Origin of the sequence: Arthrobacter sp. AZCC_0090, assembly GCF_014207375.1 — a bacterium.
Taxonomy (GTDB): domain Bacteria; phylum Actinomycetota; class Actinomycetes; order Actinomycetales; family Micrococcaceae; genus Arthrobacter.
The window spans coordinates 69,798-94,926 of sequence record NZ_JACHEE010000011.1 but is presented as its reverse complement, the minus strand read 5'-3'; the positions used below and the strand labels follow the sequence as shown (position 1 = coordinate 94,926).

Below are 25,129 nucleotides of genomic sequence, written 5' to 3'. Positions count from 1 at the left end.
GGACTCAGTCCACTCCGAACCCGGAGAATTCGCCGGTGGCTTGCGTGAAAGTGGCATCCACGTTGTCCACGCGGCCGGGGGCATCCCGGGACTGTAGCCATTCCAGCAGGGAATCGACGGCTTGGCGATCACCCTCTGCGATCACCTGCACCGAGCCGTCCATCTGGTTCGCCGCCTCGCCAGCCAGACCCAACCGTCGGGCCTTGGCCATTGTCCAGTACCTGAAACCGACGCCTTGGACGCGGCCCGTCACTATGGCCGTGATCCGCACGGGGGAACTCATGCCGCACCATAGGGCCGCGTGATCGCCTCAAGGAAATGCCCGTCCGGATCCGCGAAGTAGACGCCGCGACCGCCGTCGTTATGGTTGATCTGCTGCGGGCGGGACCGTGCAGGATCCGCCCAGTAGGGGATTCCTTCGGCCTGGATCTTCTCGAAGATTCCGTCGAAATCGTCCTCGCTGACCAGGAATGCGTAGTGCTGCGGGGAGATGGGCCGGTCCGCCGTGGCGAAATCGAGGGCCACTCCGTGGTCAAGTGAGACGGTCATGAAGGACCACATCGGCTGTGGTTTTGGCAGCCCAAAAACGTTGGCCAGGAACTCCGCGGAACGGCGTTTGTCCGTTGCGTAGACGATGGTGTGGTTGAAAGAGATCGTCATTTGTCCTCCGTGATGTGTCTGAGACCATCTGACGTCCAACGGATTGGCAATTGCAAGGCCCTTTTGCACGCTTCGCGACACATTCTGCTGGATCATTCCTTGCCCCTCGGGTCCGCTGCCGCGTGATTCCGGGGCTGCGGGATGTGGCCATTCGAATGATTGAGCAGAATGTGACGTGCTACTTCCGGTGGGCTGCGAAAAAGTCGCGCAACAAGGCCGAGCATTCGTCTTCGCGCACGCCTGCGTAGACTTCCACCCAGTGGTTGAGGCGGCGTTCCCGCAGGATGTCGAACACGGATCCGGCGGCACCGGCTTTCTCGTCCCACGCGCCGAAGACCACCCGCGGAATCCGGGCCAGCACGATGGCTCCGGCACACATCGCACACGGTTCAAGCGTGACGACGAGTGTGCAGTCCTCGAGCCGCCAACCGTCGCCACCTTCGCCCAGTTCAAGCGCATGGCGCTGCAGGGCGGCGGCAGCCTCGCGGATGGCGACGATCTCGGCGTGCGCCGTTGGGTCGCCGTGCGCTTCCCGCTCGTTCCGTCCGGCACCCAGCACACCGCCGTCGGGCCCTAAAACGACAGCGCCGATCGGCACGTCCTCCGTGTCCAGCGCCCTGCGCGCCTCGTCCAGGGCGAGGCCCATCCAGGCCGCGTGCTCCGCGTGATAAGGCTCGTTGGTGCTCATGCCTCAATGATAGTTTTGGACTCATGCGCACATTCGTCGTGGACCACCCGCTGGTCGCTCACAAGCTCACCGTTCTGCGGGATAAGAACACCCCTTCACCGGTCTTCCGGCAACTCACCGAAGAACTCGTCACCCTCCTGGCCTACGAGGCCACCCGCGAGGTCAGGACCGAACCGGTGGAGATCGAAACACCCGTCACCAAGGCGATCGGTACCGCCTTCACCAAGCCGACGCCCCTGGTGGTCCCCATCCTGCGCGCAGGCCTCGGCATGCTCGAGGGCATGACCAAGCTGGTCCCCACTGCCGAAGTGGGCTTCCTGGGCATGGCCCGCGACGAAGAAACCCTGGACATCATCACCTACGCCGAGCGTCTCCCCGAGGACCTGACCGGCCGCCAGATCTTTGTCCTGGACCCCATGCTTGCCACCGGCGGCACCCTGCGAGAGGCCATCAAGTTCCTCTTCAAGCGCGGCGCTTCGGACGTCACCTGCATCTGCCTGCTGGCTGCACCGGAGGGCTTGGCCAAGTTGGAAGAGGAGCTTTCCGAGGCCAACGTCAAGATCGTGCTCGCTTCGATCGACGAGAGGCTCAACGAGAAGGCCTACATCGTTCCCGGCCTGGGCGACGCAGGAGACCGCCTGTACGGCGTGGCGGGCTAGCTCACGGCGCTCATGCCGGCGCGATCGTAAACACGTCACGCCGGCGCCTCACGGTCCACAGATGCGGCTCGCCATCCTCATCACGCGCAAATACCGTCTGCTTGGTCCGAAGGACATCCACGTCACCCGGAAGTGTCGGGATGCCAGTGCGCAGCATGAATTCGACGGCAAATCTCTGAACGATGCGCGGGATCAGCTTGTTTTGCCGCGTCCAGTAGGCAAGCGACAACGCTAGTTGGATACCGCAATAGGCCAGAAAGATTGCCAGATAAGGGCCATCTTCCAGCCCAAATCTCGTTGCGATCGTCGCGAGGCAAATCATCAGCGAGAGCGCCGAGCTGAGCACGTTCCTCCTCACGAGACGGCCCCAAAACTCTTGGATATCCGGAAAGGTGAAGCTGATGGACTCTTTGCCCCGCATTGCGCCCCCTCGGGAAAAGCGCATTCCCTTTTGCGCCTGCGACGCTATCAATTTCGCACCTTGGTAAGTAGTCGTCAATGGTGCGAAGCCCTCCACGCTGAGGCTGGTACTTCGCGACGGCCTTGTACGACGTGGCCGTAAGCTTGGGCCATGAGGCACCCTCCCGCGCTCATTCTTCCCCTTGCGGCACTCATTGCGGCAACGCTGTTTCCACTCGTGCCTGCCCGGCGATGGGGTTTGTCAACGATGGTCGCATTGAACTGGACCTGACTGGCTTCACCGGCAAAGAGCTAGGTGTCATTGCTTGCTTCGGCGATACCTGCACGCCAGTGCCGGTCATTGTAGACGGTGGAGGTCGCTGGCCCGTTCCGCAGAAAGAGCCCTACCTCCAGCCCGGGGGCACACCCCTGGGAAGCGTCAGCCGGATCAAAGTTGTTTCACCTGACGCAGTGGATCCGCCAATTCGTGGGTGCGGGCCGAGGGCCGCGTTCCGGAACGCGGCCCTCGGCCCGCACCCACGGTCTCGGCCTTACGAGCTAGCCCGCCCGCCGCTGGGCCCTGCTTGCCTTGAGCACCATGGGCAGCTTCGCCCGCAGGGTGCACTCGAGCAACTCCTCGGCCGTCGAGTCCTGTTCGTAGATTTCCGGCAGGCGGATGCCGATCAGGGTGTTCATGAGCATGCCCTGTGCGAGGAAATCGCGGGCTGTTTCCGGGAGCAGGCCGGCTTCATCCCGTACCAGGCGGTAAATATCCAGGAATCCTTCCCTGGCGCGTGCCCCGATGGCGGGCTCATGACCTGCCACGAAAGCCTGCATGAGCATCATGAGGATCCCGCGGTCCTCCACCAGATCCGCGTAGGCGATCGCCATGAGCTGTTTGAGCTGCTCCGGCCGGCCGCTCCCAACAGCCGGATCAAGGTGCTGCAGTTCTTCGGTGAGTTCTCCGGCGTCGTAGGCCGCGATCACTTCGCGGAAGGCGTGCAGCAACTTGCCCTGCGCGCGGTCCAAGGCTTCCAGGAACAGGGCTTCCTTGGTGCCGAACATGCGCACTACATACGGTTGGCTGATGCCCGCGGCCTTCGCCACCTGGTCCGTGGTGGAACCGGCGTAGCCACGCTCGGCGAAGACGCCGGTGGCGGCTTCCAGGATCAGTTCCCGCCGCTGCGCCGCAGGAATGCGTTCGGCAGTTGCCTGACTGGTTGGGGCCTGGCCGGTTGGGGTTGTCTCGGGGGCGCCGGTGCCCAGTGTTTTCTTCGCCACACTTGACATGTTATCAGTCGATAACTAACTTTGTCCTTTAAGTAATCATTCGATTACAACAACCCAAAAAGCGGCACCTTCAGCGACCTCTGGAGTCATCATGAAACGCACCATTCCTGTCTGGCTTGCCATTGTGGCGGCCTCCTTACCTGTCTTCATGGCCACACTGGACAACCTTGTGGTCACCAACGCGCTGCCCGTGATGCACAAGGCCCTCGGCGCGAGCGTCGAGGAACTGCAGTGGATCGTCAACGCCTACTCCCTGAGCTTCGCGGCGTTCATGCTGCTGGCCGTCGGCTTGGGGGACCGCTTCGGCCGGCGCCACGTCTTCATCGCTGGCCTTGCCATCTTCACCCTGGCCTCGGCAGCAGCCGCCGTCAGCACCGAGCCGTGGCAGCTCATCGGCGCCCGCGCAGTGCAGGGCGTCGGTTCCGCGGCCCTGATGCCCCTTTCGCTCACCCTCCTGGTGGGTTCGGTCAGTGACAGGCTGCGCCCGCTCGCCATCGGGATCTGGGGCGGAGTCTCCGGCTTGGGTGTGGCACTAGGGCCGCTGATCGGCGGGGCCGTGGTGGAAGGCTGGAGCTGGGAGGCGATCTTCTGGCTCAACGTGCCCATCGGAATCCTGTCGATTCCGCTGGCGCTCTTTGCACTGCCGAATAGCTTCGGCGCCCGCGTCCGCGCCGACGTCGTAGGCTTGCTTCTCTCCGGACTGGGTCTTCTGGCGCTCGTGTTCGGAATCGTCCGCGGGAACGACGCCGGTTGGTCCAGCGCCGAGGTGCTCGGTGCCTTGATCGGTGGTGGCGTCCTGCTGCTTGCCTTTGTGCTGTGGGAATCCCGCGTCGCCGCGCCGCTGCTTCCGCTCCGCCTCTTCCGCGACCGCAGTTTCACGGTGGCTAACCTGATCGGCTTGACCTTCAGCTTCGGGATCTTCGGTTCCGTCTTCATTCTCATCCAGTTCCTTCAGGTGGTGCAGGGCCACGGACCCCTCGCGGCCGGTGCCATGACCATGCCCTGGACGTTGGCCCCCATGTTCGTGGCACCGCTGGCAGGCCTGCTGGCGCCACGGCTCGGCACCAGGACCCTGATGATCACGGGCCTCGCCCTACTCACAGCGGGCATGTTCTGGCTGGCCGGAGTCCTTTCCGCGACGGTCCCGTACGAAACCTTGGTGCCAGGCTTCGTAGCGGCGGGAATCGGCATGGGCTTGGTTTTCGCGCCAATGTCGACGTCGGTGCTCGCCAACATGCGCTCCGAGGACCACGCGAAGGCGAGCGGCACCAACTCCACCCTTCGCGAGATCGGCGTAGCCCTTGGTGTTGCGGTCCTGACAGCAGTCTTCACCGGAGCCGGCGGCAAACTCACTCCCACGGGCTATGTGGACGCGGCCGTTCCTGCCATCTACGTTGGTGCGTCCGTGCTGGTCCTCGCCACCGTGGTGGCGTGGCTCCTCCCGTCCCGCGCCCGAGCCCGCAGGCTGGCCGAACAACTAGCCGCAAGCCAGGCTGAAACCGAAGCCGGCGTGGGCACCCGGGCGAGCACCGCCGTCGAGCCTTCCCTGCAGATCGCCTAGCCCGCGAATTCGCGCGTTCGGGCCGGAGGCCGTGTTCCGCAACGCAGCCCACGCCCCGCGCCCACGGTCTCGGAGGCGACGCGTAGCCGGAACGATTGCCCCCTACCGGTTTTCCGGCTCCGCCGATAGCCTTTGGCGCATGGACTGGAAACTTGAACTTGTGTTTGTCCCTGTGTCCGATGTGGACCGCGCCAAGGATTTCTACGTCAACAAAGTCGGTTTCAACGCCGACTACGACGAGCGGCCCATGGACGGCATCCGCTTTGTCCAATTGACTCCGCCGGGCTCGGCCTGCTCCATCTGCATCGGCGAAGGCCTCAACGATGCCCCTCCCGGCACCGCCCCTAGCTTGCAGATGGTGGTGGGCGACATCCAGGAGGCGCACAGCCAGCTCAAGGCCAACGGCGTGGAAGTCAGCGACATCGACATCCAGGACTGGGGCCACTTTGTGTACTTCGCCGATCCGGACGGCAACAAATGGGCCGTTCAGTACATCCCCAGCAGGCCCAACGGCTAGGACGCAGATCGTAAGAGTTGGGTAGCGGAGCAGCAACCCGGGCAGGATGGACGCATGAACCTGCCTGCTGAATCCGTGAAAACCTTGACCGTCCGGGCCGTCCTCTTCGATATGGACGGGACCCTGGTGGATTCCACCGCGATCGTGGAACAGGTGTGGAGCGAATTCGCCGGCCGCTATGGACTGGACATCGAGGAGATCCTGCGAACCTCGCACGGGGTCCAGGCTAAGGACACGGTGCGCCGATTCGCCCCGGCGGGAGCTGACATTGACGCGCTCGCCGAAGAACTCGGTGAGATGGAGCGGACGCGGACCAACGGGATTGTGGCATTGCCTGGAGCCGCGGAACTCCTGCAGTCCTTGCCTGCCGATGCCGTCGCCATGGTCACCTCGGCCGATCGGATCCTCGCCGGCGTGCGCATGCAAGCAGCGGGACTCGCGATGCCCACGACCACCGTGACCTCCGAGGCCGTGACCCGCGGCAAGCCGGACCCGGAAGGGTACCTCACGGCGGCCGCGCTGCTTGGTGCCGAGCCGGCCGACGTCGTCGTTTTCGAAGATGCTCCCGCAGGGATCGCCGCCGCCCTCGCCGCCGGGATGAGGACAGTAGTGGTGGGCGATGCCGGCGGCCAAGCGGCAGATGGGTTGTGGCAGATCGCGGACTACTCCGCTGTCACTGCCGCAGCGAGCCTGGACGCTTCGGGCCGCCGGGTCATCGAACTACGGTTCTAGCGAGCCCGAGGGCAGCCAACACTCAGCCGGCCAGCGCGTACACCGTGGTTCCGCCGATGGTCTGCGCCTGGAAGTTCGCAGCCACCCATTGCGCGATCTGGGCCGGAGCGGCAGACCCACTATCGGCTTGCATGGTCCCACCGGCGATGAAGTAGTGGATTTTGCCCTGCGCCACGAGCTGCTGGAACTGCTCAAGCGTGGGAGACGGATCCGTTCCGTTGAATCCGCCCACCGCCATGACGGGCAGTTCTGTGGCCAGCTGGTAGCCGGCCGCATTGTTGGAACCCACGACGGCGGCCGCCCAAGTGTAGTTCGAGGCGCCGGTTTTCAGTGCGGCCACCAACTCCGACGACGGCGTGGTGGAGCCGAGAAGACCGCCCATACCGCTGCCTTGCCGGTTCCCGCCAAAGCCGCCTTGCGCGCCGGGCTGCTGAAGGGCTTGCGGTGTTGTGTTTTGGCCAGTGCCGTTCTGTCCGAAACCGCCCCGGCCGCCGAAGCCGCCTCCGCCGAAGCCACCGAATCCCGCCGTCGGACCCGCACTGACGATTGCACCACTGTGCGTCACGGACGCCGTTGAAATCGAGTAGGCCAACGGCCCGGCGAGCGATGCCGCGAGGGCGAGTGCCGCCGTCGTGCGCTGGATGGTCCGGGAGGCGAAGCGTCCGGCGAGCAGCAGTCCGGCCGCCGTGGCGAAACCGCCGAACAGCACCAGCCAGCGCAACCAAGGGACAAAGGCCGGCGTCTGGCCCAAGAGCTCGAACGCCATGAGTCCTGCAGCGATAATCGCCACGGAGAGCAATACGGCGGCGACGAGCTGGGCCCGGTGCTGCCACAAAAGCACCCCGCCCAAGCCCGCGAGACCGGCCATGCCCGGAGCCAGGGCTACCGCGTAGTAGGGATGGATGATGCCGGCCATGAAGCTGAAGACGAGCCCGGTGACAAGCACCCACGAGCCCCACACGATCACCGAGGCACGGACGCCATCCGTGCGCGGGGCACGGCGGCCAAGCCACAGGAGCCCGGCCCCGAGAACCAGCACCGAGGGAAGCAACCACGCGATCTGGCCGCCGAACTCGCTGTTGAACATGCGGAACAGCCCTGGAACCCCCCAGCCGTTGCCGCCCCCCACGCTGCCGGTCTCCTGTCCGCTGAGTCGGCCCAGGCCGTTGTAGCCCAGCGTCAGTTCCAGGATGGAGTTGTTCTGGGAGCCGCCGATGTAGGGCCGCATGTTCGCCGGAATGAGTTCGACGACGGCGAGCCACCAAGCGGCGGCTCCCACCATCGCTGCCCCAGCGCCGAGAAGTCGAAGCAGGCGACGGCCCACTCCACCCTGCGCGGCAACTACATATGCTATGGCAAATCCAGGTACCACCAGCAGCACCTGGAGTTGCTTAGTGAGGAAGCCGAAGCCCAGGAACACCCCGGCCAGCAGGAGCCAGCCCAGCTTGTTGTCCTGGATGGACCGCAGTGTGGCGTAGCCGGCGGCCGTCATGAGCAGCACCAGCAGGGCGTCCGGGTTGTTGAACCGGAACATCAGCGTGGCCACCGGGGTGATGGCCATGACGACGGCGGCAAGCAGCCCGGCCCGGTGTGCTAGCCGTAGATCGCCGGTGGCGGGGGCCGCGGCCCGCCGGACTGCCAGGTACAGCAGCCACGCCGTGGCAACGCCCATGAGCGCCTCGGGAACCAGGATGCTCCAGGAGCTCAGCCCGAAAATCCGTACCGAGAGGCCCATGATCCAGAGCGATGCCGGCGGCTTGTCCACCGTGATGGAGTTGGCGGCGTCGGAGGATCCGAAGAACCAGGCAGCCCAATCCTGCGAACCGGCTTGGGCTGCCGCGGAATAGAACGGGTTGGCCCAGCCGGAAGCGCCAAGGTTCCAGAGATACAGGACCGCCGTTGCGAGGAGCACCCCGGCAAGTTCCACGCGGTGCCGCAGGGCTGGGCGGCTTTCGCTTCGGCTTCGGCCGGTGCGGGACTGCTCGTCCCGGACCTGCGTCCGCGGCAAGGGCACCAAGCGCGGTCGCAGGACCAACGGGATCGGCTGCTCCGACTCATCTGGCTTGGAACCGGCTTCCGTCGAGTAGGAGGTGGTCATCGGAACCTACTTCGCCAGCTTGTAGACGGTGGAGTTGCCCACTGTCTGGGCTGGGAAGTTGGCCTGAACCCAAGCTGCCACCTCGGAGTTTCCGCCCCGGCCGCCGAATCCACCGCCACCCATGCCGCCACCAGCGATGAAGTAGCCGATCTGTCCCTTGGACACCATGTCCTGGAACTGTGCCAGCGTGGGGTAGGGATCGCCGCCGTTCCAGCCACCGAGTGCGATCACGTTGGTGTTCGTGGCCAGCTCGAGGCTGGCGGCCTGGGTGGCGCCGGAAACGATCGCGGACCACGTGGTGGTGGTGGACGTCAGCAACGCGGTCAGTCCGGCGTCGGCCGTTCCCTCCGAACCGGGGCCGCCGGCAGTTTGACCATCAGCACCAGCACGTGCAGCACCGGCACGTGCAGCACCGAATCCGCCAGCACGGCCCCCGAAGCCGCCCATCGCGGAGCCGCTGGGACCCGACGTCGGAATGGAACCGGAGTGCGCGGTAGCTGCCGTCGCGAGGGTCCACGCCGCCGTGCCGAGGCCGCCGGCGAGAAGGGAAACGACGACGACGGCCGCGGCCGCCGCGTTGCGGAACCGGCCGGCAGTATTTTGGCTGGCAGGGCGTAGCGAGTCGAGGCGAAGCAGGATTGCAGCGGCCGCCACCACACCCAGGACGACGATCACAATGCGCAGCCAAGGAAGCCATGAAGCATCGCGGCCCAGGAGAACCGCGGACCACACTGAACTACTGAGGACCACCACCGCCAGGATGATCCGGGCTGGCCAGTACCCGCGGCCACGCCACAATTCCACGCTGCCCATGCCCACCAAGGCCGCGATGGCCGGAGCAAGCGCAACCGCGTAGTAGGGGTGCACGATGCCGCTCATGAAGCTGAATACGCCAGCGGTGACCAGAAGCCAGCCACCCCACAGGATGAGGGAAGCGCGGGTGCGGGAGGCTCGTGCTTCCCGGCGGGTGAACCACAGGCCGGCCGCCAGCAGAATCAAGGCGGCGGGCAGAAGCCAGGAGACCTCTCCTCCGAAGCTCGTGCCGAACATGCGGGTGATCCCGGCAGCTCCACCGAAGCCAGCGTTGCCGCCACCGCCACCGCCGAAGCCACCAAGTCCACCGGCGGGCGCGCCGCCTCCGCCGCCCGGCATACCTTCGCCCGAGCCAGTGATACGGGACAGGCCGTTGTAGCCGAAGGTCAGCTCAAGGAAGCTGTTGGTTGTCGAGCCTGCCATGTAAGGCCGTGCCGAGGCCGGAGTCAGTTGGAAAAGTGCGATATAGCTGCCGGCCACCACTGCGATGCCGGCCAATGCGCCGAGCAAGTGCAGCAGCCTCCGACGCAACGTCGTGGGTGCAGCCCACAGGTAGGCCAGTCCTAGGCCCGGAACAATCAGGAAACCCTGCAGCATCTTGCTCAGGAACGCGAGGCCCACCACGGCGCCGGCAGCGGCGAGCCACTTCCAGCCCGCGCGTTCGATGGCGCGAGTGGTGAAGTACGCCGCCAACACGAGGCACAGCGTGAGCATGGCGTCGGGATTGTTGAAGCGGAACATGAGTGCGGCCACCGGAGTCAGTGCCAAGGCACCACCGGCCAACAAACCCGCGCCCGGTCCTGACACGCGCTTGACCGTCAAATAGAGGAGTCCGACGGCGGCCACGCCCATCAGCGCTTCGGGAACCAGCATGCTCAGGGGCGAGAAGCCGAAGATCCGGCCCGCCAAGGCAGGGATCCACAGGGAAGCAGGTGGCTTGTCCACGGTGATGGCGTTGCCGGCGTCGAGCGAACCGAACAGAAACGCCGTCCAGTCCTTGGTACCGGCCTGGATGGCCGCAGCATAGAAGGAGTTTCCATACCCGGTGGCCGCGAGATTCCAGAGATACAAGAACGCGGTGGACACAAGGAGCCCGGCGGCGGACGGACGCACCCAGCGAGGCTGCCGGCCAAAGACGTAACTGGCCCAGCGGGGCGTGGTACTCGAGGCCCCGGGGGTTGACGGGCCGGTCGAGCGGCGGCCGTGCGCTGCGTCGCCGGAACCAGGAGTGACAGTTCCGACGGCGGGACCTGCCGTGTCGGTTCCGGCTGCGGATTCGGTGCCTGCGGGAGAGATCGTGGAGGTCATCATGCTGCCGTTTCTGTGAGCGGGCTGTCTGGCGTGGTTGATTCGATCACTGGCTCTGGCTGGGCCGGCTGCGCCGGCTGCGCCGGCGGGACCTGCGCCGGTCGAGCGGTTGGCTGCCGGAAGACCCATAGGCGGAACAACAGGAAGCGGACCGCGGTGGCGGCGAGGTTTGCCCCGACTACGGTGAGGAGCTCGCCCCAGCGGTCCGGCGTCGTCGTACTGTGCACCAGGGCGAGCGCTCCGGAAGTGAGTGCCAGGCCGATACCGAAGACGATCAATCCCTCGAAGTGGTGCCTGACGGGGTTGCCGCCTTGGATGCCGAAGGTGAAGCGCCGGTTGGCGCCGGTGTTGGCGATAGCCGTGATGAGCAGGGCTAGGAAGTTGGCCAGCTGCGGGTCCATGAAGCCGCGGCAGAACAGGAAGATGAGCACATAGGCGAGGGTGGACGCAGCACCGATCGCGGCAAACCGGACCAGTTGCCCGAACAGGCTGCTGCGGGGGCTCTGTTCAGCGGTTCGGGACGACGCCGGGAGCGGCCCGCGCGCAAGGGCTGCACGCAGTTCCGGGATGGGAATCCGTCCGGAGACGAGGTCCCGCGTGAGTCGGGCCATGCCGCGGATGTCGGCCAGGGCGGTGCGGACCACGTCGACGCTGGAATGGGGATCGTCGATCCAGTCCACCGGCACTTCGTGGACCCGGAGGCCGCAGCGTTCTGCGAGGACAAGGAGTTCAGTGTCGAAGAACCAGGAGTTGTCCATGGTGTGGGGGAGGATCTGCTGCGCCACATCTGCCCGGATCGCTTTGAAGCCGCACTGGGCATCACTGAAGCGGGCGCCCATGAACGAGTGCAGCATCAGGTTGTAGCTGCGGGAGATGAATTCGCGCTTGGGGCCGCGGACAACCCGGGAGTTGCGCGCCAACCGTGTGCCGATGGCGAGGTCCGAATGGCCGGAGATCAGCGGCGCCAAAAGGGGAGCTAGTGCGGCGAGATCCGTGGAAAGATCCACGTCCATGTAGGCCAGAACCGGCGACGGCGATGCGAGCCATACCTTGCGCAGGGCGTTGCCGCGTCCCTTCTCCTCCAGATGGACCACCACGAGCTCCGGCAGTTCCCTAGCCACCCGCTCGGCGATCTTCAAGGTGCTGTCCGTGCTGGCGTTGTCGGCCACGGTGATGCGGAAGCCGTGTGCGAAGGATTCACGCAAGTGGCCGTGAAGCCTGCGCACGCACTTTTCGAGGTCGCGTTCCTCGTTGAAGACAGGGATCGTGACGTCGAGGACGGGGACAGCGGTGCGGATGTCCACGGGGGCGCGCCGCACTGCGTTGTGTTGAGCGACAGCGCTGCGTTGAATGGGGTGCATCGGGGGGCCCGGCGGCACCACCGCGGGGTCCTTCAGGGTTCCTGTGGTGGATTCGATGAGCGTCATGAATCCAGAGTGGCGCTGCCGAATTTGAAGGCTTTAGGCGCAAGCTGTGATGTACCTGTGGAAGTGGGTAAGGCCGGTTAACGCAGAAGAGGTCCGCCCCTGACGGGACGGACCTCTTGAGTGCTTTGTGCGTTTAGTACCAGTTGTGGGCCAAGTGGAAGGCCCAAGCCGCGGACGGGGATCCGTAGCGTTGCTTGATGTAGTTCAGGCCCCAGCGGATCTGGGTCTGGTAGTTGGTCTGCCAATCGGCGCCTTCCGAGGCCATCTTTTCGCCGGGCAACGACTGCACAATGCCGTAGGCGCCGCTCGATGCGTTGGTGGCAGTGGTCCGCCAATCGGATTCCTTGTTCCACAAAGTGATCAGGGCGGACATTTCGCCCTGGCCCCAACCGTAGGAAGAAAGCATGCTCGCGGCGTAGGCCTGGGCGCCGGCGGGGTCATCGACGGCGACCGGAGCTGCGGGAGCGGCGGGTGCCACCGGCGCTGCCGGTGCGGCGGCCTGGGGAACGACGGCGGCCGGAGCGGGAGCAGGTGCCTGAGTCGGCGCGGTGCTCGGCTTGGCACTTGCGCTGGCACTTGCGCTCGCCGATGGCGTGGCGGTGGCGGACGGGGTCGCGTTGTGCTCTGCGACGGTGCGCGATTCGGACGCCCGGCTCAGGTCCTGGGCGCTGATGGCCTGTCCGGCGGCCTGGCTGGCTGCGCCTGCCCCGAGGAACACAGCAACAACGCCGGCAACAACGGCCATGCGCTGGCTGGGGCCGAGGTTTGCGGCTGCTCGCCTCAGGGTGGAACGTGACTTGTTTGTCCGGGCAGGTTCGCCGCGGTGGCGCGCAACAGGGCGCGACTGATTCTTGGAACCAGACATGGTGATTGCCTCTCAACGCCTGCGGAGTTAGCTGTCGGATTCGGATGAGGTCATCCGGCCGTGGCCACTGAGAATCGTGGCGGTACGGCTTCACCCCTAGGGCCGGCTCAACATGAGCGCTTGCCCGGAGACCTGGGTCCCCCGTCTCTGCCTGGAGTGTTCGGGCACCGGGGAGTGGCAGAGCTCGGCGCCTACCCGGCGGTGGCCGGGGATACCCTGCGCACCTATTCGACGGTACAGGAGGTCCCCGCTTAAGTCACATTTAGGTAACGGAGATCACGACGCCGGTGCGCCGACTTGCGCTCGCCGCGCTCCGGCGTCGTGATCTTCCGGATGGCCTTCAGGCCGTGGCGGTCCTGAGCGCCGGAAGGCGCACGGCAAACTCCGTCCGGCCCGGACGCGAGACTACCTCAACAGTGCCGCCATGGGCCTGGACAATGGACTCAACAATCGACAAGCCGAGCCCGGACGTGCCCTCGGAACCGGAACGCGCGGCGTCGGCGCGGGCAAAGCGGGAGAAGATCCTGCCTTGGAATTCAGGCGGAATGCCGGGACCGTTGTCGGTCACTGTGACCACGGCGCTGCCATCGGCCGAGCGCATGACTCCCGTGACCACCGTGGTGCCCGCCTCTGTGTGTTTGCGGGCATTGGAGAGCAGATTGGCCAGGACCTGGTGGAGTTGCGTGGTGTCTCCGCGGACCGTCAGGGGCTCATCCGGGAGCTTGAGCTGCCAGATGTGCTCGGGGGCCATGACTTTCTCGTCACTGACGGTCTCTATCACCAACTGTGTGAGGTCCACGTCGGTGAACTCCGGTGCTTTGCCTTCGTCCAACCGCGCCAACAACAGGAGGTCCTCCACGAGGGTGGTCATTCGCTCGGACTGGCTCTGGACCCGGCCCAGGGACTTGCGGCCGTCCTCGGTGAACTTCTCCGTCATGCGCAACAGCTCGGTGTAGCCGCGGATCGCCGTCAGCGGAGTCCGCAGCTCGTGCGAGGCATCGGCCACGAACTGGCGCACCTTGGTTTCGCTCAGCTGGCGTGCCTCGAGGGCGCTGGAAACATTGTCCAGCATCAGGTTCAAAGCATGGCCGACGCTTCCCACCTCTGTACCCGGGTGGGCCGCTGACGCCGGAACGCGCACCGCGAGCGCCACCTCACCGGCGTCGAGCGGAAGCTTCGACACCTTCGTGGCAACGTCGGAGAGTTGCTCTAGTGGGCGCATGGTGCGGCGGATCAACACAGTTCCCGCGAGTCCAATCAGCACCAGTCCGCCCAAGGACACCAGCACCATGGTCCACACGAGCGAGGCTTCGGTGTCCTCTTTTGAGGCGAGTGGCAGGCCAGTGATGATCACATCGCCGTAGGGGGTTGCGGTGGCCACCAGCCGGTAGCCGCCCTTGGAAAGGCTCCGATCAACCGGACGTCCATCGTGGGGCAGCGCCAACAGCACCGCGGCATCGTTGGGTGACAAGTTCGTACGTGTGGCGTCCGGGGACAAGAACCCAGCGCTGCTCACTTGCCCGCCAAGAATGCGGGCATTCAGCGTGCCGATGCTCTGACCCCGGGCATCCAAAGGATCCGAGCGTCCATTTGGATCACCGATGGGCGGGCGGCCATGGGAGGCCTGCATCAATTGCTCGTCGAGCTGCTTCGTGAGAAACAGGTCCATGGAGGCGTAGCTGACGACGCCCACGGCTCCACAGATGGCCACGAGGAGGGCCATGGAGACCAGGATCAGGCGTGTGCGCAGGTGCCAGGTTGATGGATTGAACCACTGGTAATCCGTTTGGCGAGGGATACCCGAGAGTGCGGACATTCGGCGCCCCGGGCTATTCGGCGGGCTTGATGACGTAGCCGGCCCCGCGCACCGTGTGGATCATGGGCGGGTGGTTGGCTTCGATTTTCTTGCGCAGGTATGAGATGTAGAGCTCCACGATGTTGGCTTGCCCGCCAAAATCGTAGTCCCACACGCGGTCCAGGATCTGGGCCTTGCTGACCACGCGTTTGGGATTCTCCATGAGGTAGCGCAGGAGTTCGAATTGGGTTGCCGTGAGCTGGATGTCTTCGCCCCCGCGGGTGACTTCGCGGGTATCTACGTTCAGGGTCAGGTCGCCCACAACCAGTTCGGCCGTGTCCATCGCGGCCACGCCGGAACGCTGGACCAGGCGGTGCAGGCGCAGCAGGACTTCTTCCATGCTGAACGGCTTGGTGACGTAGTCGTCCCCGCCGGCGGCCAACCCGACGATGCGGTCCTGGACGTCGTCCTTCGCTGTGAGGAAGAGCGCAGGCACCTCAGGGGCAAAGGCGCGGATCCTGCCCAACAGCTCAACGCCGTCGAACCCTGGAAGCATCACATCCAGCACCAGGACATCCGGCCGGAAATCCTTGGCGAGCTTTACCGCTGCGGGACCGTCGCCCGCCACGGCTACGGACCAACCCGCCATGCGGAGGCCCATGCTCATGAGCTCGGCGAGGCTGGGTTCGTCGTCCACCACAAGGGCGCGGATGGGGGAACCGTCCGGGTGGCTGAGCTGGGGAAGGTTGTTGGTCATGGAGTGCGAGGATGCCATGGGACAACTCTCCATTCTGCCGGTTTGCCGGTGCTTTGCCGATGCTGTGAGCACCCTGTGAGTCTCAGCCTAGCCACCTGACCAACTGCACGGTACAACGGCACGGGACGCCCGACGCGCAATGGCGGCTTCCTCCCGTGGCCGGATGGGGCACCGGGCGCGGGTTTCAGGGGGCGGCGTCGGATTCTGCTGGATCACTCCTCAGTCCAGCCGGGCGATCCGCACGATCACGCGGCCTGGCGCTCGATGGCAGCGAATGATCCAGCAGAATCTGTCACAACACCGCGGCAGGTCACAGGAAGGCCTGGCGTTCGACACAGCCCGCACACAGCAAAGAGGCTGACGCTGTTTGGGACAAGGACAACTACGACACAACAGTCCCGACTTCGATGGAGAACACCATGGATCAGCAAAACAACCCCTCCGTACCTGGGTCCGTACCTGGATCCGTGCCGGAGAATGGGCAGCCGCAGCCGGTGATCCGGCCCCTTGACGATTCTGCGCAGCCGGTTGCTGGGGAGCCTGCCGCTGGGTGGGGTGCGCCGCAGCCGCAGGGCCAGCGGCCCGGACAACCTGCCGCCGGGCAGCCCGCCGCTGGGTGGGGTGCGCCGTCCCAATACGCTGTCGGGCAGACACGACCCTCGTTCTTCAAGAATTGGTCTTTGAAGAAAGGGCTCATTGTTGGTGGCGTCGCAGTGGTGGTCGCTGCGGCGGCGGGAGCGGGTGCGTATGCGGCTGGAAACGCAACTACTGCTGATACCAGCAATGCGCTTGGGCCGGGTGCCGGGGGACAGGCCGGGCAGAACGGTCAGGGTGGATTCGGTGGCCCAGGTGGCACGAACGCCGGCCCGGGCGGCCTGGGTGTAGGCATGGGCGGCTTGAATGCGGCCATCCATTCTGAGTACGTGGTCCTCCAGAACGGTAGCTACGTCACCATGGTGGGGCAACAGGGCACGGTCACTGACATCTCGGCCAGCTCCATGACCGTCAAGAGCGAGGATGGATTCACTCGCAGCTATGCGCTTGGAACGGACGTGGTGGTGGCTGAAGGCATGCGGCAGCGCGGAAGTGGAACCAGCGGCACCACCCTGACCCTTGCCGATGTGAAATCCGGATCCAGCGTGAGGGTCACAGCGCTCAAGGAATCCGACAAGTACACGGCCCAGACCATCCAGCTTGTCACTGCCACCACCTCAAGTACCCAAGGGGCCGGCACCAGCAACTAGTGATGGATGCCCGTAGCGTCCGTCGTGACCTTCTTTGCCGCGCTTTTGCCTCAAAATGACGCAACTCGCCGTGTCGCAAGCGCCTTCCGAAGGCAAAGAGGGTCACGACGGCGCGCCCACCAGCCTGCAATGGGTCCTAGCAGACGATTTGCCAAAAAATTTTCATGAGACGCAAATTCGGGATTGGACAAGGGTTGTTTCATATCTTGGGATTCAAGGGCAAGCGCGTGACGTGACTTAAGATTCAAAAATTGGCACTTCAATCAAATTATCTTCGAATATCGCGTTCCAAGCGGCCATTGTGACGAACGAGAATGGGTCACATTTGGACATGCTTGAATTGTGACATGCGGCACAATAGTGCGATTCGTCTCAAAATGTGGACAGTTCGGCCCTTTGTTACTTGCAAGTTCCCTTTGTTACGTTGCACACTTCAAATGTGAACAAGAACTCAACAGCATCTGCAGCCGCAGCGATCGAGCCCAGCGTACCCGCTGGTTTTTCGATGAGCTGTTGTCGAATGCATGCCTAACTTTCGACCCCAAAAAAGTTTCAGGCATTCGCCCCCTGCCCAGCGTCGGGCGCCCCTCCCCATCTCATTGCGGGGACCAGACCAGCATTCGAAGCCGCGATGACGGCTATTCACTTTGAGGTAAGCAATCCATGTCAGTTGCATCCGGATACGTCCACATCTCCGTCCGTAACGCCAACAAGGCCGCGTCCAACGCCGGCCTTCGTCCTGGCTTCGGCAACCGCCCGGCCTACGCCCAGCCCGCCCCCCAGGGCGGTAGCCAGGCCCCCGGTTACGTGCCACAGGGCTACAACCCCAGCTCCTATGGCCAGCTCCGCGCCGTTCCCGCCAACGAGGCCTCGCCGATGACAGCACCCACGCCTGTCCTGGCTCCAGCCGACCGCTCCATCCGCCCGGTTGTCAACGACAATGTGGCGCGTGGCTTCGTGCTTTACATGGGCATCGACGAAGACACTGCGGCGGCCGCCGGAACATCCATCGCCAAGCTTGCCCAGGAAATCCGGGCCTACGCACAGTCCCTCGTTTCCGGCGCCGAAAGCTACGCCGCCGTCGCGGTGGCCCCGGCCAGCGCGCCAGGTTCCGCGCTCGACGTCGTCCGTTCGACTTTCGGTGACCCGACCGTTGGCAACCGCCAACGTTCCGAGGCGCTCCGGCCGCAGCCGGCACAGGAAGCCCGCCCGTCCGGCGTCCTGATCGACCTCGCCCGCCGCGAAGTGCACCTCGACGGCGAATCCCTGAACCTCACGTTCAAGGAATTCGAGCTCCTCAACTACCTCGTCGAAAACGGCACCCGCACCGTGGGCCGCGATGAACTCCTCGAGGGCCTGTGGCGCAACGCCGAAGAGGTTCCCAACGAGCGGACCATCGACGTGCACATCCGGCGCCTTCGCTCCAAGCTCGGCCGCCTCGCGAACACCGTCCGCACCGTGCGCGGCCAGGGGTACCGCTTCTACGAGCACCCCGAGGTCATCGTCTGGGCCGCTCCGGAATACTCGATCTAGTCTCCACCCGCTCAAGGCGCCCGCTCCCTGTCTAGGGGGTGGGCGCTTTCCCGTTTCCCGCCTACCCAACTAACTCGCATTTGTTGTCGTTTACAGGCCCCAAAACGACACCTAATGCGAGCTAGTTGGGATAGTAGGGTGGGGGGATGAGCGAGCATCACATTAAGCGGCTGGTGATCATGCGGCATGCGAAGTCGGATTGGCCTGTGGGGGTGCCGGATCATGATCGGCCCCTTGCGGAGCGTGGCCACCGGGAAGCGCCCCTTGCGGGGAAATGGCTCCTCAAACACCATGTGATTCCGGACTTTATCCTGTGTTCCTCCTCGCTGCGGACCCGGCAGACATGCACTTGGGTATGCAGCGAGCTCGGGGACAAGGCGCCGACGCCGAAACTCGAGGACGGCCTGTACGCCGCCTCCGCGCAGCGCATGCTGACCGTCATCAACCACGTCCCGGAGACCGTCACCACGCTGATGATCTTCTCGCACATGCCCGGCGTGCAGGACCTCGCCATGCACTTGGCTTCCCGCGACTCGGACCACGACGCCTACATGGACGCCGCTACCCGCTATCCGACCAGTGCCATGACCGTGATGGAATTGGAGAAGCCGTGGGCTGAACTCGATGGGCAGGATGCCCGCTTGACCCATTTCGCCGTTCCCCGCCCAAAGAAGTAGTCCGGGCTAGCCCACGTCGAGATCCGCGGCCACATCCTGCAGCAAACGGACCACGTGGCGGATGCTGGGGCTTGCCGTCATGGTCTTCCGGTACACGATTCCCACTTGGCGCTGCTGCTTCGGGTTGGCCACAGGTACGGCCACTACTCCAGCCGGGAGCTCGGGCCGGCCGAGCCGGGGAACCAAAGCAACCGCAACACCTTGTTGGACCATGGCGATATGCGTTGAAAAGTCGGGGTCGTAGACGCGGATGTCCGGGACCCGCCCAAGGCCTGCGAGGATCGCCAGCAACGCCTCATTGCAAATGGCGCCGGCAGGCGTGCTGATCCAGCTTTCGTCCACCAGATCAGAAGGCTCGACGGCGGTCCGGCCAGCCAGCGGGTGCGCTGAGTTCAGCAGGACGTCGGCGGTGTCCAGGCAGAGGTCCTCGTGGACCATGTTCTCCGGAATGACCAGGGGCACCGAGTGCCAGTTGTGCACGACGCCGAGATCGGCTTCCCCGGTTGCGACCCTCTGGACGGCCTCGCGCGGGTCCTCGGCGACCACTCGGATTTCAAGCCCGGAGCCACCAGAGTCGGACGCTTCCGGCGAGGCATCACTGAGCTTCCGCAGCATCGGCCCCACCAACCCGCGGCATGCCGTGGAAAAGGCCACGAGCCGAAGCACTCCGCTCGGCTTCGCGGGATCGGCAAGCAGGGTGGCCTGCAGCTCCTCCAATTCGCCCAGGATCCGGCGTCCGTACTCGGCCAATGCCATGCCGCGGTCGGTCAGCAGCACGCCGCGTCCGTGGCGCTCCAAGACGGTCACGCCGCTTTGCTTCTCGAGCTTCTTGATCTGCTGGGACACCGCCGAGGGGCTGAACCCCATGGCTTCCGAGGCTGCCACCACCGAGCCTTGTTGTTCCACTGCCACGAGGGCCCTCAGCGCCGCAATTTCAATCATGAAGCAAACGTACATGATCTTATGCAGAATTCAACGCTGGTGCTTCATCCGCGAGACTGTCAGAGTATGACTCGTGAATATCCGCCACTCAGCACTCGCCGTCCTTGTTGCCGTCCTTTGGGGCCTGAATTTCGTCGCGATCGACTTTGGCCTACACCCCGCAAACGGGAATGGCAGTAACGGGAGCGGTGGCCAGGCGGACGTCCCGCCGCTGCTGTTCGTGGCCATCCGCTTCGTGCTGGTGGTGTTCCCCTGCATCTTTTTCGTCCGCAAACCGGACGTCAGCTGGAAGGCGATCATCGGCGTCGGGCTGTTCATGAGCGCCGGACAATTTGGCTTGCTCTACCTGGGCATGGCCCTCGGCATGCCGGCCGGGCTCGCTTCCTTGGTGCTGCAGGCGCAAGTGCTCCTGACGGTGCTGTTGGCGGCCCGGTTCGTGGGGGAACGGCCCAACAAACGCCAACTGACGGGCGTGGTGCTGGGTGTCGCGGGGCTTGCCCTCGTGGCAGTGGGCCGCAGCCTGGTGGCTCCGGTGGTGCCGCTCATGATCGTGCTCGCAGCAGCGCTTTCCTGGGCCGCGGGAAACATCATCGCACGCAAGGCCAAAGCCGCTTCGGGGTTGGGGCTGGTGGTGTGGTCCGGTGCCGTGGTCCCGCTGCCGCTCGCGGGCTTGTCGCTGATCGTGGACGGGCCTGCCGCCGTCGTCGGGACCCTCGCCAACCTTCAACCGGCCACCATCCTGAGCGCCCTGTACACAGCGGTGTTCGCCTCTCTCGTGGGCTATGGCATCTGGAACCGCTTGCTCAGCCTCTACCCGAGCTCGGCCGTAGTCCCGTTCACGCTGTTGGTTCCGGTGGTCGGAATGACCGCGGCCTGGTTGCTCATCGCAGAGATCCCGACGACGGCGGAACTGGCGGGCGGCCTGCTCCTGCTGGGCGGTGTGGCGACGGCGGTGCTACAGCAGCGCGCCAAGCCCAAGGTTCCGCTGCTGGACGATCGTCAGCGCTTGGGTGCAGGCTTGCGCTGAGCGGGAGATCCCGACGTCGGGCGCTTGGCAGGGGTTGCCGGCGTCCGGGGAACAGGGCGTTTCACGGTGCCCGACGCCGGACGGGCCGCCGGCCGTTGAGCTGGCCGGGCCGCCGGGACCGGGCGTGTGACCGTGCGGGGTGACTGCCGAGCAACGGGGCGGGACGCCGCCGTCGGGCGTCCCTTGCGGGAACTGCGAGATGGCCACACCGCCCCCACGAACAGGACCAGCAGCGAACCGCAGCCGGCAGCGGCGGCGAGGTAGAAGTAGATGTCCGAGTCCTTGGTGCTCACCGCGTTGCCCAAGGCGTTTTCGTCCTGGTTGAAGGCAAGGCCCCACATGCGCAGGAACGCGATTCCGAACGCGATGAACAGGATCGAAGAGACGCTCCCGAGGAGGAGCATCAGGTAACGTCGCCGAGCGAAAACCTCGGCCACGGACGCCAGATAGCCGATCGCCAAGACCCCCAGGAAGGCGTACATCACGGTTTCCTCAAGGGTGATGGCGAGCAACACCAGCAAGCCAGCTGACACCACAGCAGAGATGATCGCAAGCTTTCCACTGTTCCCCATGTGACGCATGGATTAATCATCCCTGACCGGCCCGCGTTCCGCGCTCGCAAGGCGCGGCAGTTGCCATACCGTTACCGCAGCACGTAGCCGCGCATGATAGTCATGATGGCCGCGATGCTCTGCTCCCGGGTGCGTTCCGGGTTGTACGTCTGCCGGTCCAGGCCCACCACGAAGATCGCGCCGAACATTGCCGCTTCCAGGCTGCCCCGGGCAATGCCAGTATCCACGGTGTATGTAGTGGCGACCTTCTCGATCGCCGCGCCAATCACCGCCAACAGTTCGCTGCGGAGTTCGACGAAGAGCTTGCCCCACTCGCTAGGCGTCCGCCAGTTCTCGCTGACCCAAAGACGCGCGAAGGAGGGGTAGTCGTCCATGAAGTCCATGGCTTGGCCGAGCATGGCTTCCATGGCCTCGAGCGGATCTGCGTGCAGGCCCTCGATGGTCTGGAGCCGCCCGAGCATGATGTCGACGCCGTGGCGCAGCAACTGGGCGATCAGATCCGCCTTGCTGCCGAAGTTGTAGTAGACCGTCCCCTTGGACACCCCGGCCGCAGCCGCGATCTCGTCCACGGTGACGCCTGCCGCGCCGCGCTCGCCGATCAGTTCCATCGAGGCGTCGAAGAGGCGTTGCTTGGTGGCGTTGGTGCGGGCCGGGCGGAGCTTCTTTTCCGGAGCGGTCCCGACAGGTGCCGGGGCCGCCCCGACAGGGACCGCAGGCCCCGCGGCCCCTGGCTCCTGCATGCTCATACCGCGATCTCCGGCTTCAAGGTCTTGAGGGTCCAGAACTTGTGCTTGCGGACGGCCAGCGTGGAAAGCGCGGCTCCCAGCACAGTGTAGCCAAGCAGGCCCAGGACAATCGGCCAGATCATCGACAAGTCGCCGCCATAGATCAAGTGCCGCATGCCCGTCACGACGTAGCCCATCGGCATGATCTCGTGGACCACGTGCAAAGGCATGGGAGTGGTTTGCCATGGGAACGTTCCGCCGGAAGAGACCAACTGCAGGACCAGCAAGATCAACACCACGAACTTTCCAGGAGTCCCCAGCAAAGCCACGATGCCCTGGATGAGGGCCGTGAATGCCATGACCGCTGCCAGCATGAACAACCACATCCACACCGGGTGCGCCGCGTTGAGGCCAAGTCCCAGGTCTACCACGAGGGTGAGGATGCTTGCCTGCAGCACGGACACGACGAAGAACGGGAGCCAACCTCCGACGGCGATCTTCCACGACGGTGCGTTCGACGCCAAGGCCCGCTGCGTGATGGGACGCATCGCCTGGACCAGCATGAACACACCGATCCAGAGGGAGAGTGTCAAGAAGAAGGGGGCGAGGCCGGCGCCGTAGGATCCTGCCTTGGCCTGCGAAACGTTGTTGACCGCAACGGGATCCGCGATCACCTTAGACACCTCGCTCTTTTGGGCGTCGTTCGGGTTCGGGACCTTGCCTGCGCCCTTCGCCAACTCGCTCGCCAAGGTGCGGGATCCGTCCGCAGCCGTGGCGGCACCGCTGGCGAGCTGCGCCGCGCCGTCGTCGAGCTTCGCCGCGCCGTCCGCGAGAGCCGCTGTGCCGTTGACGGCAGACTGTTCGCCAGCCGCCAGAGCGGAAGCGCCTGAGCTGAGCTGGTTCGCGCCGGCCGACGCCTGGCCGATCGCGTCTGTCAGGGCAGGCGTGGCGCCCGCAAGCTTGGCGGCGCCCGCACTGACCGCGGCCGAACCGTCCGAGAGCTGCTGGATCTGGGCGGCATCCGCGGAAATCTTTGCCTTGGCGTCCGTGACAGCGGTGGACGCGGCGGCGGTATCGAAGTCCGCCAGGATCTTGTTCGCCTGGTCCTGCGTGATGACACCACTCGCCACGAGTTTCTGGGTGCTGCCTACCACGCGGTCCCGGGCGCCGGCGTCGAACGCTGAAAGCTGCCCGACGACGTCCTGGACTTTCGCGTTCAGCTGCGCGTTTCCGGCGGCTACTTGGGCGGCGCCGTCGGCGAGCTTTTGGGAGTCTGCCGGGAGGGACGCGGTCTTGTTCTTCAGTTCGGTGAGTCCCGCGCTGAGCTGCCCCGCGCCATCGTTCAGCTGATTGGCGCCGTCGCGCAGTTTGTTTTGGCCCACCAGGAGCTCGGACGCGCCGCTGCTGAGCATTTTGGTGCCGTCGTGGAGGGTGGCCGCGCCGTCACTGAGCTTGCCGACGCCGTCCGCAAGCTGGGATGCGCCGTCGGACGCCTTGATGATGGAGGCGTGGATGGTGCCGAAGCCCGTGAGGAGCTGGTTGGCGGTTTCCTCGCCCACTTCCTTGGCCACGGTGGAGTGCACCGCGGTGGTGAGCTTGTCCACGATGGTGCTGAGGAGGTAGTTGTTCGCGTCGTTGGTGGTGACGTTGAGCATCGCCTGGTTGGCGGCGTCGAAGCTGCCCGGCGAGACCAGGTTGGCGGAAAAGTCCTCCGGGATCTTCAGGGCGAAGGCGTATTTGCCTGATTCAACGCCAGCGTCGGCTTCTGCCGTGGTGGTCACCCTCTGCCAATTGAAGACGTGGCTCTCCACGAGGCTGTCGGCAACCTTCTGGCCTGCCTGCAGTTCGGGGCCGCTGGCCGGGTTGGCTCCCGTGTCCTCGACCACCAATGCGGCGTCGATCTGGTTGAGGTTGCCGTACGGATCCCAGTTCGCGTAAAGGTACACGGCTCCGTAGAGCAGGGGCACCATGGTCAGGGCGAGGATGGTCAGCTTAGGCAGGAGCCCGCCGGTCATGCGCTTGAGTTCGGAGCGGGCCAGCCGCAGAACAGTCACTTTGCGGTCCTTTGCAGGGTTTCGGGTACTTCTTCGGGATCTTCTTGCGCATTGTCGAGAGGTTCGGCGAGGGTCGCGGCTGCCGCCGCGGCGGTGTGGCTGACCGAGTTGCCGATCACTGCGGCCGGGCCGTCCCAGTTGTCCGGGAGGGCAGAAACGACCGCGACGACGGCGAGCGGCCGCCCGGCGTCGTACGCCAACTGCTGAAGCCGAGGGAGCCAGTCCGCAGGGTTCGCGCTGTGCCGGTCGGGGGAATCGAGCACCAGGAGATCGAGGGCAGGGTCCGCGAGGGCCAGGGCGGTCAGCAACTCGAGGCGGCGGTCCGCGGGGAGTTGCTCGATCCACAACCCGGCGATGTCCTCGAAGCGGTTGACCTTGAGCCATGGCTTGCTGAGGAGGGCGCCACGGTAGCGGCGGGGGATGAGGGAGAGGTCTTCGGTGACGAGGTCGCGGACGCTCAGGTGCTGCTCTGGCTCATTGACGCCGGGGGAGTCAATCAGGGCGCTCGCTGCCCGGACTCTCTTGGTCTTCGCGGAGTTGTCCCAGCTCAGGACGCCTTTGCTGGGCTTCATTCGGCCGCTCAAGGCAAGCGCCAAAGCCGTGCGCTGGTCCTGGCCGTCGCCGCTGACGAAGAGGAGCTCCCCGCGCCGGACTTCGAGGGACGTGGGAGGCAGCAGATCGTCCCGGCGGCCGTCGATCTGGAGTTGCTGTACGGACAGCACAATTGGACCTTTCGCAGAACCAGTAGTCTGCTCTCAATTGTAATCGAACTGACCGGTCAGTTCA

At 65.0% G+C, this 25,129-nt stretch carries 24 protein-coding genes and 1 riboswitch; of the genes, 8 read left to right on the top strand and 16 right to left on the bottom strand.

What is annotated here, in order from left to right; translation table 11 throughout:
• Positions 1-4 precede the first annotated feature (4 nt).
• From HNP00_RS17040 to tadA, 3 genes are all read right to left on the bottom strand, one after another.
• Positions 5-283 (bottom strand): acylphosphatase, encoded by a 279-nt coding sequence (locus HNP00_RS17040; protein WP_184740912.1) that lies wholly within the window; start codon positions 281-283, stop codon positions 5-7.
• On the bottom strand, positions 280-660 hold the full coding sequence (locus tag HNP00_RS17035) for a VOC family protein (protein ID WP_184740911.1): 381 nt from the start codon (positions 658-660) through the stop codon (positions 280-282). Before HNP00_RS17035 ends, HNP00_RS17040 begins: the two co-directional genes overlap by 4 nt.
• A 178-nt stretch (positions 661-838) precedes the next feature.
• Entirely contained in the window at positions 839-1,348 is a 510-nt protein-coding gene (gene tadA / locus HNP00_RS17030; protein ID WP_184740910.1) for a tRNA adenosine(34) deaminase TadA, read from the bottom strand.
• A 23-nt stretch (positions 1,349-1,371) separates the two neighbouring features.
• Between tadA and upp the strand changes: the two genes are divergently transcribed.
• Entirely contained in the window at positions 1,372-2,007 is a 636-nt protein-coding gene (upp, locus tag HNP00_RS17025) for a uracil phosphoribosyltransferase (protein ID WP_184740909.1), read from the top strand.
• Between the two features lie 10 nt (positions 2,008-2,017).
• Here upp and HNP00_RS17020 read toward each other — a convergent pair whose 3' ends face one another.
• Complete coding sequence (locus HNP00_RS17020) at positions 2,018-2,428, bottom strand: hypothetical protein (protein ID WP_184740908.1); 411 nt, start codon at positions 2,426-2,428, stop codon at positions 2,018-2,020.
• A 536-nt stretch (positions 2,429-2,964) separates the two neighbouring features.
• Positions 2,965-3,687, bottom strand: coding sequence for a TetR/AcrR family transcriptional regulator (locus tag HNP00_RS17015; protein ID WP_184740907.1), 723 nt, complete (start codon positions 3,685-3,687; stop codon positions 2,965-2,967).
• A 100-nt stretch (positions 3,688-3,787) separates the two neighbouring features.
• Between HNP00_RS17015 and HNP00_RS17010 the strand changes: the two genes are divergently transcribed.
• The 3 genes from HNP00_RS17010 to HNP00_RS17000 all read left to right on the top strand — a co-directional run bounded on the left by HNP00_RS17010 (position 3,788) and on the right by HNP00_RS17000 (position 6,506).
• Entirely contained in the window at positions 3,788-5,257 is a 1,470-nt protein-coding gene (locus HNP00_RS17010) for an MFS transporter (RefSeq protein ID WP_184740906.1), read from the top strand.
• 139 nt (positions 5,258-5,396) lie between these two features.
• Positions 5,397-5,774: a VOC family protein gene (locus tag HNP00_RS17005; RefSeq protein ID WP_184740905.1), complete on the top strand. Its 378-nt coding sequence runs from the start codon at positions 5,397-5,399 to the stop codon at positions 5,772-5,774.
• Positions 5,775-5,828: 54 nt separating this feature from the next.
• The gene (locus HNP00_RS17000) at positions 5,829-6,506 is read left to right on the top strand and encodes an HAD-IA family hydrolase (protein ID WP_184740904.1); all 678 of its coding nucleotides are present in this window, start codon (positions 5,829-5,831) and stop codon (positions 6,504-6,506) included.
• Positions 6,507-6,528: 22 nt separating this feature from the next.
• Here the strand turns inward: HNP00_RS17000 and HNP00_RS16995 are convergent, their stop codons facing one another.
• From HNP00_RS16995 to HNP00_RS16970, 6 genes are all read right to left on the bottom strand, one after another.
• Positions 6,529-8,604, bottom strand: coding sequence for a glycosyltransferase family 39 protein (locus HNP00_RS16995; protein ID WP_184740903.1), 2,076 nt, complete (start codon positions 8,602-8,604; stop codon positions 6,529-6,531).
• Positions 8,605-8,610: 6 nt separating this feature from the next.
• Complete coding sequence (locus HNP00_RS16990) at positions 8,611-10,725, bottom strand: glycosyltransferase family 39 protein (RefSeq protein WP_184740994.1); 2,115 nt, start codon at positions 10,723-10,725, stop codon at positions 8,611-8,613.
• Positions 10,725-12,152 (bottom strand): glycosyltransferase, encoded by a 1,428-nt coding sequence (locus HNP00_RS16985; RefSeq protein ID WP_184740902.1) that lies wholly within the window; start codon positions 12,150-12,152, stop codon positions 10,725-10,727. Before HNP00_RS16985 ends, HNP00_RS16990 begins: the two co-directional genes overlap by 1 nt.
• A 133-nt stretch (positions 12,153-12,285) precedes the next feature.
• A complete protein-coding gene (locus HNP00_RS16980; RefSeq protein ID WP_184740901.1) occupies positions 12,286-13,017 on the bottom strand; it encodes a hypothetical protein in 732 nt (243 codons plus the stop codon).
• A 2-nt stretch (positions 13,018-13,019) separates the two neighbouring features.
• Positions 13,020-13,217: riboswitch (cyclic di-AMP (ydaO/yuaA leader) on the bottom strand.
• A gap of 140 nt (positions 13,218-13,357) precedes the next feature.
• Positions 13,358-14,833 carry a HAMP domain-containing sensor histidine kinase gene (locus tag HNP00_RS16975; RefSeq protein WP_184740900.1) on the bottom strand — a complete coding sequence of 492 codons (1,476 nt, stop codon included), beginning with the start codon at positions 14,831-14,833 and terminating at the stop codon, positions 13,358-13,360.
• A gap of 13 nt (positions 14,834-14,846) precedes the next feature.
• Positions 14,847-15,587, bottom strand: coding sequence for a response regulator transcription factor (locus HNP00_RS16970; RefSeq protein WP_184740899.1), 741 nt, complete (start codon positions 15,585-15,587; stop codon positions 14,847-14,849).
• A 401-nt stretch (positions 15,588-15,988) separates the two neighbouring features.
• Between HNP00_RS16970 and HNP00_RS16965 the strand changes: the two genes are divergently transcribed.
• The 3 genes from HNP00_RS16965 (at position 15,989) to HNP00_RS16955 (ending at position 19,023) form a co-directional block, all read left to right on the top strand.
• Complete coding sequence (locus HNP00_RS16965) at positions 15,989-16,813, top strand: hypothetical protein (protein WP_184740898.1); 825 nt, start codon at positions 15,989-15,991, stop codon at positions 16,811-16,813.
• Positions 16,814-17,476: 663 nt separating this feature from the next.
• Positions 17,477-18,346: a winged helix-turn-helix domain-containing protein gene (locus HNP00_RS16960; RefSeq protein ID WP_184740897.1), complete on the top strand. Its 870-nt coding sequence runs from the start codon at positions 17,477-17,479 to the stop codon at positions 18,344-18,346.
• Between the two features lie 146 nt (positions 18,347-18,492).
• Positions 18,493-19,023: a histidine phosphatase family protein gene (locus HNP00_RS16955; RefSeq protein ID WP_184740896.1), complete on the top strand. Its 531-nt coding sequence runs from the start codon at positions 18,493-18,495 to the stop codon at positions 19,021-19,023.
• 6 nt (positions 19,024-19,029) lie between these two features.
• Here HNP00_RS16955 and HNP00_RS16950 read toward each other — a convergent pair whose 3' ends face one another.
• Positions 19,030-19,965 (bottom strand): LysR family transcriptional regulator, encoded by a 936-nt coding sequence (locus HNP00_RS16950; protein WP_184740895.1) that lies wholly within the window; start codon positions 19,963-19,965, stop codon positions 19,030-19,032.
• A gap of 73 nt (positions 19,966-20,038) precedes the next feature.
• Between HNP00_RS16950 and HNP00_RS16945 the strand changes: the two genes are divergently transcribed.
• Positions 20,039-20,992: an EamA family transporter gene (locus HNP00_RS16945; protein ID WP_184740894.1), complete on the top strand. Its 954-nt coding sequence runs from the start codon at positions 20,039-20,041 to the stop codon at positions 20,990-20,992.
• Here HNP00_RS16945 and HNP00_RS16940 read toward each other — a convergent pair.
• The 4 genes from HNP00_RS16940 to HNP00_RS16925 all read right to left on the bottom strand — a co-directional run bounded on the left by HNP00_RS16940 (position 20,965) and on the right by HNP00_RS16925 (position 25,065).
• Complete coding sequence (locus HNP00_RS16940; RefSeq protein WP_260405030.1) at positions 20,965-21,573, bottom strand: hypothetical protein; 609 nt, start codon at positions 21,571-21,573, stop codon at positions 20,965-20,967. The genes HNP00_RS16945 and HNP00_RS16940 overlap by 28 nt on opposite strands.
• A gap of 62 nt (positions 21,574-21,635) precedes the next feature.
• The gene (locus tag HNP00_RS16935; RefSeq protein WP_260405029.1) at positions 21,636-22,310 is read right to left on the bottom strand and encodes a TetR/AcrR family transcriptional regulator; all 675 of its coding nucleotides are present in this window, start codon (positions 22,308-22,310) and stop codon (positions 21,636-21,638) included.
• Complete coding sequence (locus tag HNP00_RS16930) at positions 22,307-24,343, bottom strand: YhgE/Pip domain-containing protein (protein ID WP_184740893.1); 2,037 nt, start codon at positions 24,341-24,343, stop codon at positions 22,307-22,309. Before HNP00_RS16930 ends, HNP00_RS16935 begins: the two co-directional genes overlap by 4 nt.
• Entirely contained in the window at positions 24,340-25,065 is a 726-nt protein-coding gene (locus HNP00_RS16925) for an ABC transporter ATP-binding protein (RefSeq protein WP_311770600.1), read from the bottom strand. The genes HNP00_RS16930 and HNP00_RS16925 overlap by 4 nt, the downstream gene beginning before the upstream one ends.
• Positions 25,066-25,129 lie beyond the last annotated feature (64 nt).

Coding starts and splice junctions, on each gene's coding strand:
- HNP00_RS17040 (WP_184740912.1), bottom strand. CDS start 283: ATGAGTTCCCCCGTGCGGATCACGGCCATAGTGACGGGCCGCGTCCAA.
- HNP00_RS17035 (WP_184740911.1), bottom strand. CDS start 660: ATGACGATCTCTTTCAACCACACCATCGTCTACGCAACGGACAAACGC.
- tadA (WP_184740910.1), bottom strand. CDS start 1,348: ATGAGCACCAACGAGCCTTATCACGCGGAGCACGCGGCCTGGATGGGC.
- upp (WP_184740909.1), top strand. CDS start 1,372: ATGCGCACATTCGTCGTGGACCACCCGCTGGTCGCTCACAAGCTCACC.
- HNP00_RS17020 (WP_184740908.1), bottom strand. CDS start 2,428: ATGCGGGGCAAAGAGTCCATCAGCTTCACCTTTCCGGATATCCAAGAG.
- HNP00_RS17010 (WP_184740906.1), top strand. CDS start 3,788: ATGAAACGCACCATTCCTGTCTGGCTTGCCATTGTGGCGGCCTCCTTA.
- HNP00_RS17005 (WP_184740905.1), top strand. CDS start 5,397: ATGGACTGGAAACTTGAACTTGTGTTTGTCCCTGTGTCCGATGTGGAC.
- HNP00_RS17000 (WP_184740904.1), top strand. CDS start 5,829: ATGAACCTGCCTGCTGAATCCGTGAAAACCTTGACCGTCCGGGCCGTC.
- HNP00_RS16995 (WP_184740903.1), bottom strand. CDS start 8,604: ATGACCACCTCCTACTCGACGGAAGCCGGTTCCAAGCCAGATGAGTCG.
- HNP00_RS16990 (WP_184740994.1), bottom strand. CDS start 10,725: ATGACCTCCACGATCTCTCCCGCAGGCACCGAATCCGCAGCCGGAACC.
- HNP00_RS16985 (WP_184740902.1), bottom strand. CDS start 12,152: ATGACGCTCATCGAATCCACCACAGGAACCCTGAAGGACCCCGCGGTG.
- HNP00_RS16980 (WP_184740901.1), bottom strand. CDS start 13,017: ATGTCTGGTTCCAAGAATCAGTCGCGCCCTGTTGCGCGCCACCGCGGC.
- HNP00_RS16975 (WP_184740900.1), bottom strand. CDS start 14,833: ATGTCCGCACTCTCGGGTATCCCTCGCCAAACGGATTACCAGTGGTTC.
- HNP00_RS16970 (WP_184740899.1), bottom strand. CDS start 15,587: ATGGCATCCTCGCACTCCATGACCAACAACCTTCCCCAGCTCAGCCAC.
- HNP00_RS16965 (WP_184740898.1), top strand. CDS start 15,989: ATGGATCAGCAAAACAACCCCTCCGTACCTGGGTCCGTACCTGGATCC.
- HNP00_RS16960 (WP_184740897.1), top strand. CDS start 17,477: ATGTCAGTTGCATCCGGATACGTCCACATCTCCGTCCGTAACGCCAAC.
- HNP00_RS16955 (WP_184740896.1), top strand. CDS start 18,493: ATGAGCGAGCATCACATTAAGCGGCTGGTGATCATGCGGCATGCGAAG.
- HNP00_RS16950 (WP_184740895.1), bottom strand. CDS start 19,965: ATGATTGAAATTGCGGCGCTGAGGGCCCTCGTGGCAGTGGAACAACAA.
- HNP00_RS16940 (WP_260405030.1), bottom strand. CDS start 21,573: ATGCGTCACATGGGGAACAGTGGAAAGCTTGCGATCATCTCTGCTGTG.
- HNP00_RS16935 (WP_260405029.1), bottom strand. CDS start 22,310: ATGAGCATGCAGGAGCCAGGGGCCGCGGGGCCTGCGGTCCCTGTCGGG.